This window comes from Isoptericola sp. Y541 (assembly GCF_059445465.1).
In genome coordinates this window covers 1-12,471 of record NZ_JCAIUJ010000003.1, presented here as the reverse complement: position 1 = coordinate 12,471, position 12,471 = coordinate 1, and the positions used below count along the sequence as shown (strand labels likewise).

Annotated in this window: 14 protein-coding genes; 6 read left to right on the top strand and 8 right to left on the bottom strand. The window is 72.0% G+C overall.

From position 1 onward, the window contains the following. Nucleotides 1-78: 78 nt before the first annotated feature. The 3 genes from AC1C2V_RS08455 to AC1C2V_RS08445 form a co-directional block, all read right to left on the bottom strand. Nucleotides 79-1,779 carry a Y-family DNA polymerase gene (locus AC1C2V_RS08455; RefSeq protein ID WP_495389157.1) on the bottom strand — a complete coding sequence of 567 codons (1,701 nt, stop codon included), beginning with the start codon at nt 1,777-1,779 and terminating at the stop codon, nt 79-81. Continuing rightward, nucleotides 1,779-2,633, bottom strand: a complete 855-nt coding sequence (gene imuA' / locus AC1C2V_RS08450; RefSeq protein ID WP_495389156.1) for a DnaE2-dependent mutagenesis accessory factor ImuA' — start codon at nt 2,631-2,633, stop codon at nt 1,779-1,781. The genes AC1C2V_RS08455 and imuA' overlap by 1 nt, the downstream gene beginning before the upstream one ends. 149 nt (nt 2,634-2,782) lie before the next feature. Then, nucleotides 2,783-3,007, bottom strand: coding sequence for a hypothetical protein (locus AC1C2V_RS08445; protein ID WP_495389155.1), 225 nt, complete (start codon nt 3,005-3,007; stop codon nt 2,783-2,785). Between the two features lie 31 nt (nt 3,008-3,038). Between AC1C2V_RS08445 and fabG the strand changes: the two genes are divergently transcribed. Beyond that, nucleotides 3,039-3,806, top strand: coding sequence for a 3-oxoacyl-ACP reductase FabG (fabG, locus tag AC1C2V_RS08440; RefSeq protein ID WP_495389154.1), 768 nt, complete (start codon nt 3,039-3,041; stop codon nt 3,804-3,806). 173 nt (nt 3,807-3,979) lie between these two features. Then, a complete protein-coding gene (locus AC1C2V_RS08435) occupies nt 3,980-4,264 on the top strand; it encodes a MaoC/PaaZ C-terminal domain-containing protein (protein ID WP_495389153.1) in 285 nt (94 codons plus the stop codon). Nucleotides 4,265-4,646: 382 nt separating this feature from the next. Here the strand turns inward: AC1C2V_RS08435 and AC1C2V_RS08430 are convergent, their stop codons facing one another. Further along, nucleotides 4,647-5,672: a helix-turn-helix transcriptional regulator gene (locus tag AC1C2V_RS08430; RefSeq protein ID WP_495389152.1), complete on the bottom strand. Its 1,026-nt coding sequence runs from the start codon at nt 5,670-5,672 to the stop codon at nt 4,647-4,649. Nucleotides 5,673-5,728: 56 nt separating this feature from the next. On the opposite strand from AC1C2V_RS08430, the gene AC1C2V_RS08425 reads away from it, so the two are divergent. After that, complete coding sequence (locus tag AC1C2V_RS08425) at nt 5,729-7,207, top strand: MFS transporter (protein ID WP_495389151.1); 1,479 nt, start codon at nt 5,729-5,731, stop codon at nt 7,205-7,207. A gap of 52 nt (nt 7,208-7,259) precedes the next feature. Here AC1C2V_RS08425 and AC1C2V_RS08420 read toward each other — a convergent pair whose 3' ends face one another. From AC1C2V_RS08420 to AC1C2V_RS08410, 3 genes are all read right to left on the bottom strand, one after another. After that, complete coding sequence (locus AC1C2V_RS08420; protein WP_495389150.1) at nt 7,260-7,775, bottom strand: GNAT family N-acetyltransferase; 516 nt, start codon at nt 7,773-7,775, stop codon at nt 7,260-7,262. A gap of 338 nt (nt 7,776-8,113) precedes the next feature. Beyond that, on the bottom strand, nt 8,114-9,292 hold the full coding sequence (locus tag AC1C2V_RS08415) for an alpha/beta fold hydrolase (protein WP_495389149.1): 1,179 nt from the start codon (nt 9,290-9,292) through the stop codon (nt 8,114-8,116). Between the two features lie 170 nt (nt 9,293-9,462). Further along, on the bottom strand, nt 9,463-10,065 hold the full coding sequence (locus AC1C2V_RS08410) for a TetR/AcrR family transcriptional regulator (RefSeq protein ID WP_495389488.1): 603 nt from the start codon (nt 10,063-10,065) through the stop codon (nt 9,463-9,465). 80 nt (nt 10,066-10,145) lie between these two features. On the opposite strand from AC1C2V_RS08410, the gene AC1C2V_RS08405 reads away from it, so the two are divergent. From AC1C2V_RS08405 to AC1C2V_RS08395, 3 genes are all read left to right on the top strand, one after another. Continuing rightward, a complete protein-coding gene (locus AC1C2V_RS08405) occupies nt 10,146-10,898 on the top strand; it encodes an SDR family oxidoreductase (RefSeq protein WP_495389148.1) in 753 nt (250 codons plus the stop codon). Nucleotides 10,899-11,085: 187 nt separating this feature from the next. Further along, entirely contained in the window at nt 11,086-11,493 is a 408-nt protein-coding gene (locus AC1C2V_RS08400; protein ID WP_495389147.1) for a hypothetical protein, read from the top strand. A gap of 60 nt (nt 11,494-11,553) precedes the next feature. Further along, on the top strand, nt 11,554-12,009 hold the full coding sequence (locus tag AC1C2V_RS08395) for a hypothetical protein (protein ID WP_495389146.1): 456 nt from the start codon (nt 11,554-11,556) through the stop codon (nt 12,007-12,009). Between the two features lie 58 nt (nt 12,010-12,067). On the opposite strand, the gene AC1C2V_RS08390 is transcribed toward AC1C2V_RS08395, so the two are convergent. Further along, on the bottom strand, nt 12,068-12,471 hold a 404-nt coding region (locus AC1C2V_RS08390; protein ID WP_495389145.1), incomplete at its 5' end, for a hypothetical protein.

The window sequence follows — 12,471 nt, the reverse complement described above, 5'->3', positions numbered from 1 at the left end:
TCCTGATGACCGAGACTGCGGCTCCGCCCCAGGCGCGTGCCTCGTTCCTCAGCCCCCACCCTCCGCTGCACCTCCGTCTCAGTCATAGAACGCCTCGACCCGCCACGCGCCGCCCGACTGCGCCAGCAGCAGCGCCCGGCCGTCGTCGAGCACGGCCTGCAGGTAGACGCGGCGCGCGCCCCCACCGGCGGACCACCAGCGCTCGGCGAGCGGCCACGGGCCTGCCCACCCCGTCACCCCCGCCACGTCCTGCGTCCCGACCTCGTCGCCACGACCGCCCCCGCACACGACGACGGCGGGCTCCCCGCTCATCGCGAGCCGGGCGTCCACGACGACGTCGCGCCCCGCGGCGTCGAGCACCCGGGCGGGCACGGGGTCGGCCGGCAGGGCCGCCGGCGCGGGGCCGGGCAGGGCCCCGGGCCAGGGCAGCCCCGGGTCGCGACCGGGTGCGCCCTCCGTGCCGAAGGGCACGAGGCGCACCCGGTCACGGGGCCCGCGGCCGCCCTGCAGCTCCACCGTGAGCACGGCGTGCCCGCCGAGCAGACCCTGCACCCGCCCGAGCGCGCGGCGGGCGCGCTCGCCCTCGCCCGCGTCGGCGCCCCACAGGCCCGGCTGGTGCGTCGTGGCCGGGACCACGTCCTCGGCAGCCAGGGCGAGGTGCGCGATCGGCGCGACGACGGGGTCCGCCACCGCACCCGACCTGCCCCGCCGGGCGGACGCCGCGGTCAGCCACCCCTCGAGCTGCCACCGCACCCGGTCGGTGATCCGCGCCGCGCTCATCCCGCCGGCCGCGCCGTCGTCCGTACGCCACACGCGCTCCAGCACGGCGCCGCTGTCGCCGTCCACCCCGCCGAGGTCGTCCCCGCCGAGGTCCCCGCCGGCGGCCGTGCGCGCGGTGATGCGCAGCCGACCACAGGCCAGGCCGCGCGCGGCGAGCAGGTCGTACAGCTCGGTGGCCAGGCGGCGCGCGGCGAAGGTCGCGACGTCGACGCGCAGCGCGGGCGGGTCGAGCTCCTCGGCGACGGCGAGGTCCGCCTCGACGCGACGCCGGGCGGGCGGGCGCAGGTCCTCGCCGCGGGCCAGCCGCTGCGCCCAGGCGCCCAGGTCCCCGAACCGGGCCTGCACGCTCGGGGACGGCAGCCGGGCCAGGTCGCCGAGGGTGCGCAGGCCGAGGCGCCACCACAGCCCGGCCGCCTCGCGCACGGCGGCCACCCCCGCCGGGTCGCAGGTCGCGTGCACCAGCTCGCCCACGGGCCGGTCCGCGAGGAACGCGGCCGACGCGCCCGCGGGCACGACGGCGTCCTCGCGGGCGGCGAGCACCGCGGCGAGCAGGCCGTCGGCCACCCCCACCTGGCTCTCGTACCCGGTGCGCTCGGCGACCGCCCCCACGAGGACCTGCGCCAGCGCGAGCTCGGACCCGTGGTAGCGCGCGGCCCCGTCGGCCGGCAGCAGGAGCAGGCCAGGGCGCGCGACCTCGAGGCCCGCGACGACCGTCTCGGCAGCCAGCGCCACCGGCTCGAACTCGCGCGCGTCGCGGCCGTCGTCCGCCAGCAGCAGCGCCACCTCGGGGCACCGCTCCTGCGCCTGCCGGCGGCGCATCCCCCGCCGCACCCCCTGCGCGCGGGCGACGGCCGAGACGGCGACGACGCTGTGCCCCGCGCCCGTCCCGCCGCCGGACCGGGCGCCGAGCACCGCGGCGGGGACGTGCGCGTCCAGACCCGCGACGGCCAGCGCCGCCACCACCGGCCAGTCGGGGACCCACACCACGGCGGTCCGCATCACGCCACCCGCAGCCGGGCGCCCGGCCGTCCGGCTCGTTCATCAGCTCGCTCGTCCGCCTGCTCGCTCGCATCCTCGACGACGTCCCCGACAGCGGGGACGCCACCCACGACGGCCTCGACCCGCAGCGGCACGTCGACCTCGATCTCGACCGGCCGGGCGGCGGCGCCGCGGCCGGTGCGCAGCACGCTCAGGGTCCGACGACGCAGCCACCCCGCCCCGCGGTCGACGCCGGACCAGGTGCCGCCCCGCGCGTCGAGGGTGACGTGCGCGCCCGGCCACGCCGCCTGCGCCACCAGCACCGCGCCCCGCTCCCGGGTGCGCGCGGCGAGGCGGCGCCGGTCGGCGCCCGCCAGGGTGGCCCCCGGACCGACCACCACCACGTCCATCCCGTCGAGCAGCGCGGCGACCGCGGCCGGGGCGTCCGGGCCGGGGGCGGGCACGAGCACGGCCCGCCCGAGCGCGATCCCGGCGTCCGCGGCCGCAAGCATCCCGACCGCGGGCGCGCCGACGAACGCGACCCACGCCCCGGACCGCGAGGCCTCGGCCAGCAGAGCGAGCAGGAGCGTCGTCGACCCCCGCACCGCGAGCACGGTGCCCGCGGCCAGCCCGCCCCCTGGCAGGAGCGCGGACAGGTCCGGGTGCACCGGCAGCAGCCGGCCGCCGCCCGCCTCCGCCGTCCGCGCCCCGCCCCCGGTGCGCTGCTCCGCCGCCCGGAGCGCCGCCCGGGCGGCGGCGACCCGGTCGAGGGCAGGTACAGGTCCGGGTCCAGATCCGGGAGCAGGTCCGGGAGCAGGTCCGGGAGCAGGTCCGGGAGCAGGGTCCGAGGTACGCGGAGGGGCGACGACCGTCACTCGACCTCCTCCCGGGGTGCCGCCGCGCCACCGCACGACGCACCCAGACCGGGCACCACGGCGCGCGGGCACGCGACGCCTGGCTCACCCCTGCATCGTTCGAACATGCGTTCGAACACCTTCAGTAGACGCCGGGGCGACGACGCCTGTCAACCGCGCAGGTCGGCCGCACGGGCGCCGCCCGTCATGTGCGCTCGGCGCCACATACCGCGCAGTCGGTATGAATGTTTGGGCTCCTCGCGGTCCAGACTGGGGGCGCCAGCAGCAACGACGAGGAGGTCGTGCCCGTGCAGATCGTCGGCGTCCCGCCGCGCACCGTCGCGCCCCTCGAGCCGTCCCCGCACCCGGCACTGCAGCCACATCTGCAGCACCACCCCCGCAGCCACATCGAGGAGAGGACCCCGCATGACCGGGCAGACACCCCAGCTCCGCACCGCGATCGTCACCGGAGGAGCCCGCGGCATCGGCGCCGCGACCGCCCGCCGCCTGGCCGCCGACGGGCACGCCGTCGCCGTCCTCGACCTGCGCACCGAGCAGGCGGCCGAGACCGCCGCCGGCATCGTGGCGGGCGGCGGCCGCGCGGTCGGCATCGGCGTGGACGTCGCCGACGCGGACGCCGTCGAGGCCGCCGTCGCCCAGGTGACCGAGGAACTCGGCGCCCCCACCATCCTGGTCAACAACGCCGGGATCCTGCGCGACAACCTGCTGTTCAAGATGTCCCCGGACGACTGGGACGCCGTGCTGCGCGTGCACCTGCGCGGCGCGTTCGTGATGTCCAAGGCCGTGCAGGCGCACATGGTCTCCGCCGGCTGGGGCCGCATCGTCAACCTGTCCAGCACGTCCGCGCTGGGCAACCGCGGCCAGGCGAACTACTCCGCCGCGAAGGCGGGCATGCAGGGCTTCACCAAGACCCTCGCGATCGAGCTCGGAAAGTTCGGGGTCACGGCCAACGCCGTGGCCCCCGGCGTCATCGCCACCGACATGATCGCGGCGACCGCCGAGCGCATCGGCATGCCGCTGGAGGACTACCTCGCCGCCGCCGCTAAGGACGTGCCCGTGGGGCGCGTCGGGCAGCCCGAGGACATCGCCGCCGCGGTCTCGTTCTTCTGTTCCGAGGAGGCCTCGTTCGTCTCCGGCCAGGTGCTCTACGTCGCGGGCGGGCCGAAGGCATGAGCACGAGGAGCCCCCGCGGAGGTACGCCGAGGAACGAGGTGTGCCGGAGCGAGGCACCGCAGGGCTCGTGCAAAGGGGCCAAGGCATGAGCACGAGGAGCCCCCGCGGAGGTACGCCGAGGAACGAGGTGTGCCGGAGCGAGGCACCGCAGGCTCGTGCAAAGGGGCCAAGGCATGAGCACGACGACCGGCACGCCGATCCGGGTCGACTCCCCCGCCGCGCTCGCCGACGCCGTCGGCCGGCGCGCGACGGGCGAGTGGCTCACGATCGACCAGGGGCGCATCGACGCGTTCGCCGACGCCACCGAGGACCACCAGTGGATCCACGTCGACCCGGAGCGCGCGGCCTCGGGACCGTTCGGCACGACGATCGCGCACGGGTTCCTCACCCTGTCGCTGCTCCCACGCCTCGCCTCGTCGCTGGTCGAGGTGGGCAGCGTCGCGATGGCCATGAACTAGGGCTGGACCGCGTGCGGTTCCTCACGCCCGTGCCCGCCGGCTCCCGCGTGTGCGCCGCGACCGCGCTCACCGGGGCCGAGACGGTCGCCAGGGCGTGCGACTGTCCTCCAACGCGACCGTCGAGATCGAGGGGGTCGAGAAGCCCGCCCTCGTCGCCGAGGCCCTCGCCCTGTACGTCCCGGCGACCTGAGACACCCCGCTCACCCCGAGCCTGGTCACGGCGCGGCGGGCGGGCCGGCCCGCCCGGTCGAGCAGGTCGGTCGTCACCTCCCACAACCGCTGTACCCGGCGACGAGTGCTTTGGTCGGCGGGTAGGGGGCGTTGGCTGGGCGGGCGGCGACGGTGGCCGCAATGCCAGCGAACAGAGCGAGCCCGATGGTCGTCACCGCGCGTGCCGGGACGCTCGATCCGGCGCCGCGCGACCGTCGTCTGTCGAAGACTGCCGTTCTGGGACTCCGTTGTCGATCCGGTTGCGGATGGCGCGCAGGGCGTGGCGGAGTTCAGCAGGTTCGATCTCGGTGATGTTGGCGTCGAAGGTGAGCAGCAGCCCAGCGACCCCGGACCACGACCATGCTCCGAGCGTGAGCCGGCAGCCGTCCTCCGTGAGGTGCTCGACGGTGGAGCCGCCGGGAGCGAATCGCGCGACGGTCGAGGCGGGTAGAGCGATGATCGCTGAGCCCCTGCACGGCCATTCAGCTGCGACGTCGCCGCGGTCGTGGGTGGTCATCACGAAATTCACGGCGTCGCCGTGCGGGATGGCCCGCCGCTCGAAGGGCTTGTGCGTCGGCGTGCCCGGTACGAGGCGGTCGAGGCGCATGGCACGCCAGCGGTCCGCTGCGGGATCGAAGGCGACGAGATACCAGCGTGCCGCCCAGACCACGAGGTCATGTGGTTCGAGAGTGACGGTGACCGACTCACGGTCGTCGGCGTACTCGACCCGCAAAGCGTGGCGTCGGCTGATCGCGGTGCCGACGGAGCGGACGAGCTCGGCGTCGATGGGTGGTGCCGGGAACTCCCAGTAGTTCCGAGCCGCCGAGACAGTGAACGCCGCGGCGTGCAGACGGCTGCGTTCCGGCATCGCCTGGTGCAAGGTGGCCAGCGCTCGAGTCGCGTTCTCGCGGATGCCGGACAGCACCGTGGGAACCGTCTGCAGAGCTACCGCGGCGGCGACCGCTTGGTCTTCGTCGAACACGACCGGAGGAAGTGGTGTGGCGCGGCCGAGGCGGTAGCCACCTCCGACGCCGCGTACGGCCTCGATCTCGTAGCCGAGATCTCGGAGGGTGTCGATGTCGCGCCGAACCGTCCGTACGGATGCTTGGAGGCGCAGGGCCAGTTCTCCGGCGGTGAAGGTGGCGCCGGTGCCGAGGATCGAGAGCAGCTTCAGCGCTCGAGCGGAGGTGTTCGCCATGCGGATCCCTAAGTAGTGGCCATTCGATGGCAACTATAGATGTCAGTGTCGCCCGTATGACCACACCGACAAGCCCTCACCGAGGGCAGGCTGCCCCACCGTCGTCGCCCACCCTCGTCGCCGGAGCGGGCGCGAGCGCCGCCCTGCTCGTCGTGCTGTTCGGGACCTTCATGGACCTGCTCGACGCCACGATCGTCTCCGTCGCCGCCCCGGCCATCGCCCAGGACCTCGGAGCCAGCGACGCGCAGATCCAGTGGACGATCGCTGCCTACGTCCTCGCCCTTGGGACCGGCCTCGTCACCGGCGGGCGGCTGGGCGACCAGTACGGTCGCAAGCGGCTGTTCATGATCGGGCTCGCGGGGTTCATGGTCACCTCCGCGTCGTGCGCGCTGGCCGCTGATCCGAGAATGCTCATCGGGATGCGCGCCGCCCAGGGCATCGCCGCGGGCGTCATGGTTCCCCAGGTGTTCGGCATCATCCGCGGGTCGTTTGCGCCCGGCGAGCGCGCCAAGGCGTTCGGAGCCTACGGGGCCGTCCAGGGTCTCGCGGCCGTCGCGGGCCCTTTGCTGGGTGGCCTGCTCGTGGACGCGGATCTGCTCGGGCTCGGCTGGCGCACCATCTTCTGGATCAACGTTCCTGTCTCCGTCGTGGCGCTCGTCCTCGGAGCAAAGGTCCTCCCAGAGTCTCGGTCCGCGTCGAGCGCCCGGCTCGACCTCCTGGGAGCCGTGCTCGCTGCGTCAGGCATCTTCCTGCTGCTGTTGCCGATCATCCAGACCGAGACGTGGGGATGGACGTGGGTGAGCGGCGTCATGCTCGCCGCCGGACTCGCTGTCCTGGCGATCTTCCTCACCTACGAGCGTCACCTGGCCGCGCACGGGAGGGAGCCCGTCCTCGACCCGGCGCTCCTGAGGATTCGGGCGTTCACCGGTGGCCTGTGCGCGTCCATTCTGTTCTTCGGCGGCATCGGCTCCTTCTTCCTCACCCTCTCCGTGTACCTGCAGAACGGGACCGGCCGCACCGCGTGGGAGACCGGGCTCGTGATCCTGCCCTACGCGATCGGGTCGATCGTCACCTCTGGCCTCGGTGTCGCCCTCGCTGCCAGGGCCGGTCGAGCCCTGCTGATCTCCGGTGCCCTGACCGTCGCGGTGTCTCAGCTCCTGCTCTGGCTCGTCATCAAGGACGGCAGCGACCCCAGCTACTGGCCGCTCGCGCTGGCGTTGCTCATCGGCGGCCTCGGCCTCGGCCTTGCCGCACCCATCCTGGTGAGTGTCGTCCTCGCCGGCGTTCCCGGGCGTAACGCCGGTGCCGCGGGCGGGGTCCTGTCCACCGTCGACCAGATCGGTGGCGCGGTCGGGATCGCCGTCCTCGGCACGATTTTCTTCACCACCGCCGCAGGGGCGCCCGACGGCACCCCGGCCCTGGTCGGCTACAGCGACGCGTTCGGCATCGTGCTGCTTGCTTCCGCAGGTCTCTACGTTGTCACCGCGCTGGTGATGCTCGCGCTCCCCAGGTCCGCTGCCGGACACACCGGATAGGCCGCCATGAGCGGGGCCGTGCGGGGGCGTGGCGCTCCCGCACGGCTCTTCGCTAGATGCGGAACGGTGCCGCGTAACGGACGGTGCCGCGGGGCAGCGGGTGCTCGGGGTCGAGGGCGAGCGCCATCATGGCCTCGTCCGGGACGTCGATCATGAGGGTGATGCCGTGGACGGAGGCTCGTGTGAAGCCGAACCGCGGGTAGTAGGCCGGGTGTCCGAGGACGGTGACGAAGCGCTCGCCCTGGTCCGCGGCGGCCCTGAGCGAAGCACGGATGGCCGCGGTTCCAGCGCCGGTTCCCTGGTACTCAGGAAGCACAGCGACGGGTCCCAGGCACAGGGCCGGAGTCTCGTCGATGTGGCAGCGCGTCAGCAGTGCGTGGCCGACGAGCGTGCCCTCCTGGTCGGTGGTGACGATCGACAGGTCGTCGATCCAGGAGACGTCGCTGCGCAGAGCGCCGACAAGGTCGGCCTCCAGCGGTGTCTCGAAGGCGGCCAGGTCGATTGCGCGGATGGCAGCGGCGTCGGCGCTGGTCTCGGCGCGCGTGATCCATGGGTTGCGAATGCTCATGACGGGGTACAGGTCCGTTTCATGGTGGTGTTCGTGGTGGGTGTCACCTCGCGAGCTCACGCTCCCAGCGAGGGCAGATCCGGTGAGGTCAGGCGGTCGCACAGGACGTGAGATCGGTCCGGGCGGTCCGCACAGCGGCGACCTTGAGCGCGGACATCGATCTCACCTCCCTGACATTCCTCGACCGGGTACACACGAACAGCGTGGAACGTAGCACGCCGAGATGCGCGGTGCAGCTGAGTTCCCGCGCGGCTCTCCAGCCCCCGTGTTCGAGGGCCCAGATCGAGCAGGCCGATCGCCAGGACGGCGCGCACCGGAGGCCTCCAGCTTCCGGGTGCTCAGAAGTCGAGCAGCGGCAAGACAGAGCGAGCAAATGCTCCAGGGTCCGCGCTGGCGCCCACGTGGTTGCCGGGCATGTCGATCAAAGGCTGGCGCAGCAGCGTGGCCAGAACCGTGGCTGCCTCGCGCGCCATCTGATGATGGCTCGCCACCCCGGCGCACACGGCTAGCCGGACTCGGCGCAGCCTCTCGATGTCGGGTTCGTAGAAGACACTGGGGCCAGCCATCTGGCCGAGGAAATAGCGGTTCTTGTCGAGCTCGTCCGGCGGCAAGGGCGGCAGCTTCACGTGCGCGGGCGGAAACTGGCCCGGACCCGTGTGATGAGCAGCCCCGCTGAGGTCGTAGAACTCCTGCACCGCTTGCTGCGGGTCAGCCGGCGCGACGGCGAACGCCGCCGCCGCGCGATCGGCGAGGAGTGCGTCGTCCAGCAGTGTGATCAGGGGCGGCTCGTGCAGCACAGCTGATCCGACGAGCCGAGGGTGCCGCGTGGCCAGCTCGAGCACGGTCACAGCCCCACCGCTCGTGCCGACGAACGCTGCCGGCGCGCCGGTGAACGTGTCGACGAGCGCGGCAAGATCCTCGGCGAGCGTTTCGGGAGTGGGTGTGGCCATGCCCGGTGTCCTTGGACTGGCTCCGATGCCGCGGGGATCGTGGCAGACGACGGTGAACTGGCCCGCGAGCTCATCGGCGAGGCCTGCGAATCCGGCCCGTCCCGCCGGCGCTCCGACGAGGAAGAGCAGGGGCCCGTCGCCGTGCGCGCTATAGGCGATCGTCGTGTCGGTTCGTCGAAGGACCTTCGGCGAGCCCGCGGTGCGCCCGGAGTAGTCCGCGATCTTGCGCCCGATGACCTCGAGGGCTCGGTCCAGGCCCTCACGACGATCCTCCACGCGACGGCGGTGCGCCGTGAGCAGATCCAGCCGCAGACGCGGAAGATCGATGTCCCTGCCGTCAGCACCGGTGAACTGCGCGATGTCGGACAGTGGCATGCCCGTCTCACGCAGATGGACAAGCATGCGGATCAGCTCGACGTCGGCATCGACGTACTGGCGGCGTCCGGCAGAGTCACGCCGCGGGGCGGGCAGGGCCCACTGTCGTTCGAAGTACCGCAGGATGTCGGGCTCGAGCCCAGTACGCGCGGCAGCCTCTCCGATGCCGAACTGCTCTTCGCTCTCACTCATGGCGCAACTGTCGAACTTGGACCTCGGTCAAGGTCAAGCGGCGGCCTCCAGACGACGTGGCCAGACTCGAGCGGCGCCGGTCGGGCGGTGGCGTCTCCCGGTTGCCGCCGTACCAGAACCGACCGATTCTGAGGCGCGCCAGAATCAGGATATGAAGGTTTCGAAACCACCTACGAGGCTAAGGGGGCTGGCCACGCACTGAGGGCGACCTCGGCGACCGGGATGAGTTGGGCACGGCTCGCGCCGTCGCGTGCGGCCTGTGCTAGTCCGGTGAGCGTGCTGGTCGTGAAGCGGGCGAGTGCCTCAGGGTCGGTATCTGGAGGTAGCTCTCCTGCGTCGACGTCACGGTGGATCGTCCGAGCGAGCATCTCCGTCGTCCTGGCGCGCCGTTGGGAGAGGTGGGCGATGACCTCGCCGTCGCTGGTGCCGAGGTCGCCGCTGAGCGCCAGGCAGCCCGCGGGAAGGTCGGTCTGGGTGTAGCGCACTGGTGCCTCGCGCAAGATGCGTGCGGCCGCCTCGCGAGCGGTGGGTTCCTCGGCGAGGGCTTGGTCGATGAACCCACCGTACCGATTGGTGTATGCGTCGAGAGCCTCGTAGAAGAGCTGCCGCTTCCCGCCGAACGCGTTGTACATGCTCGGGGCCCCGATGCCGAGCTCGCCGGTCAGGTCGCGGATCGAGGTGGCCTCGTACCCGCGCTGCCAGAAGAGCAGCACCGCCCGGTCGAGCGCTGCTGCTCGGTCGAAAGACCTCGGCCTACCTCGCGTGCTCGCCATCACGGCCCAAATATATAGCGATCGCTACAGGCGGTGCTAGCCTCCACATCTGTACCGATCGCTAGCCAATGGGGTGGACCATGAACGACCTGACGGGGAAGACCGCGCTGGTGACCGGGGCGGGGCGCGGGATCGGGCGGGCGATCGCCGAACGCCTGGGTAGGGACGGGGCGCGCGTCGGTGTCCACTACGGCGCCAGCGCCGAGGGCGCGGCCGCGACAGTGGCCGCACTCCAGGCGGCGGGAGGCGAGGCCTTCGCCATCGGCGTCGAACTGGGCACCGAGGGGGATGCCGCCAGGCTCTGGTCGTCGTTCGACGAGCATGCCGACGGCGTCGACATCATCGTCAACAACGCCGGAGTCCTCGGCGGTCGGGCTGCCTTCACGGAGGTGGACGAGACGACCTTCCAGCGGGTGTTCGACGTGAACGCCAAGGCGCCGTTCTTCGTGCTGCAGCAAGGACTCACGCGACTGCGCGACGGCGGCCGGGTCGTCAACGTCTCAACCCGCTTTACCCACGGCGCCCGCAACCCCGAGCTACTGCCCTACACGATGTCGAAGGCCGCCGTCGACGCCCTCACCTCGACACTGGCCAAGCAACTTGGTGCACGAGGCATCACCGTCAACGCCGTCGGCCCCGGCGCGACCGACACGGACATGAACACCACGCGCCTGCAGACTGCCGAGGGGCGAGCAGAAGTCGCTGCCCTCTCGCCGCTAGGTCGAGTAGCCCAGCCCGGCGACGTTGCTGACATCGTCGCCTTCCTCGCGTCGGAGGACGCGAGGTGGGTCACGGGCCAGTGGATCGACGCCAGCGGCGGGTCGATGCTGTGACGCCCGCGCGATCCGCGCGCTCGAATCTCCTTGTCGACTCCCGACAGACCGACCCGGGCGTTCAGAACTGACCGATTCTGAGGCGCCAGAATCGGGTTCTGGAAGTTTCAAAACCCGACGCAGACGGCCCATGCCGGCAGGGCTGACGGGAGCTCACTGGGGCGCAGCTCATGGTGAGATTGCGGTCATGTTCGTCCGCTTCCAGTCACCACTCCCCGGCAAGCGCGGTGTACACACCGGCGTCTTCGGGCTCACCAACCTCCTCGGCCGTGCCGGGCGCCTGACGCCCGAGGAACACGCGACGTGGCGGGCCGGGAACGACTGGTACAACGCGGCGTATCCCGATCCGATGGACACCGACCCCTCCGTCTACGACGAGACCGCACACCCGCGCGCCACGGCGTGGTTCAAGAACACGGCCACCCACCTCCTCGAACGTGTGCCGCCATACCTCGCGATCCTCAGCGCGCACGGCGTGGAATGCGTCCGGGTCGAGTCGGAAGACCCGGGCCGCGTGATCTACGAGGACGACGTCCAGATCGTCGTCGTGCCCCACGACCCGACCGCGTCGACCTCGTTTCATCCCACGACCTGACGACAGCGGGCGGGACGGCCGTGCGAGTATTCGGGTCCACCGCGAGAGATGGGGACGATCATGGACGCGAAGCAGGAGCGGTGGGCCGCCGTGGGGACAGGTGCCGTGATCGTCGCTGTGATGGTCGGAACGTGGTTGATGTGCGAATACGTCCTCGCATGGCGCGAGACCTTCCGGCTTGAGGATCTCACCTACGCGCGCAACCAGGTTGATGACTTCGAGGCGTACCGGTCCGGTGGTGTCTTCGAGTCCGGGACGGCGTGGGCAGCGCTGGTCATCGTGCTGATCGCCATCATGCTCGCCACTGTTGCCAGTGTCCGCGCCGGCAGATGGCGTCTCACGTTCGCAGCCGTCAGTGCTGCCTGCCTCATGGCCCTCGTGGCCGCTGGCGCGGTGCTGCCGTTCGGCCCGTTGGTCGTCCTGGTCTTCGCGCTTCCTGCCACGGCCGCCGTGCGTAGCTTGTCCCGGCCGGCGAACAACCACAGCCTCGCCGATACCGAGACACGCGGCTTGTAGTCGCTGCTTCCGAGCCCGGATCCGACGAGCCGGGTGAATACGTCACCCGTGCCCGGGCTCAGCACGACTTCTCGGGTACGGATCCCGGACCGCAGAGCGGGGGCTCGGGAGCTGGGGCACTGTCGCGGGGCCCTTGCTCGAGCACGGTGGTTCCCAGCATGAGGGCGCCGTCGTTGTCCATGAGCCGAGTCTCCAGCAGCGCGCCGGAGACCGGGTCGAGCAGGAGTTCTTCGATGCCGAGATTCTTGTCGGAGAAGTCGGCACGGACCGCCGTTGCCTCGCGCCCCACGCTGTCGGACGTGTAGCCGACCAGCTCGACGCCGGGGATCCCGGCGAGGACCTGCCACAGCGCGCGGCGCAGCTCGGGACTGGCGGGGCTGCCATGCAGCAGGCTCACGGCCTGGCTCCACACGTCCCAGTCGTGACCGTGTCCGCTCGCAGGGAGCCCTACTGTGAGTCGCT

Excerpts from the sequence above, each read along its gene's own strand:
- AC1C2V_RS08415 (WP_495389149.1), bottom strand. The coding sequence starts at position 9,292 with ATGAGTGAGAGCGAAGAGCAGTTCGGCATCGGAGAGGCTGCCGCGCGT.
- AC1C2V_RS08410 (WP_495389488.1), bottom strand. The coding sequence starts at position 10,065 with ATGGCGAGCACGCGAGGTAGGCCGAGGTCTTTCGACCGAGCAGCAGCG.
- AC1C2V_RS08395 (WP_495389146.1), top strand. The coding sequence starts at position 11,554 with ATGGACGCGAAGCAGGAGCGGTGGGCCGCCGTGGGGACAGGTGCCGTG.
- AC1C2V_RS08425 (WP_495389151.1), top strand. The coding sequence starts at position 5,729 with ATGACCACACCGACAAGCCCTCACCGAGGGCAGGCTGCCCCACCGTCG.
- AC1C2V_RS08405 (WP_495389148.1), top strand. The coding sequence starts at position 10,146 with ATGAACGACCTGACGGGGAAGACCGCGCTGGTGACCGGGGCGGGGCGC.
- AC1C2V_RS08455 (WP_495389157.1), bottom strand. The coding sequence starts at position 1,779 with ATGCGGACCGCCGTGGTGTGGGTCCCCGACTGGCCGGTGGTGGCGGCG.
- AC1C2V_RS08430 (WP_495389152.1), bottom strand. The coding sequence starts at position 5,672 with ATGGCGAACACCTCCGCTCGAGCGCTGAAGCTGCTCTCGATCCTCGGC.
- fabG (WP_495389154.1), top strand. The coding sequence starts at position 3,039 with ATGACCGGGCAGACACCCCAGCTCCGCACCGCGATCGTCACCGGAGGA.
- AC1C2V_RS08420 (WP_495389150.1), bottom strand. The coding sequence starts at position 7,775 with ATGAGCATTCGCAACCCATGGATCACGCGCGCCGAGACCAGCGCCGAC.
- AC1C2V_RS08400 (WP_495389147.1), top strand. The coding sequence starts at position 11,086 with ATGTTCGTCCGCTTCCAGTCACCACTCCCCGGCAAGCGCGGTGTACAC.
- AC1C2V_RS08435 (WP_495389153.1), top strand. The coding sequence starts at position 3,980 with ATGAGCACGACGACCGGCACGCCGATCCGGGTCGACTCCCCCGCCGCG.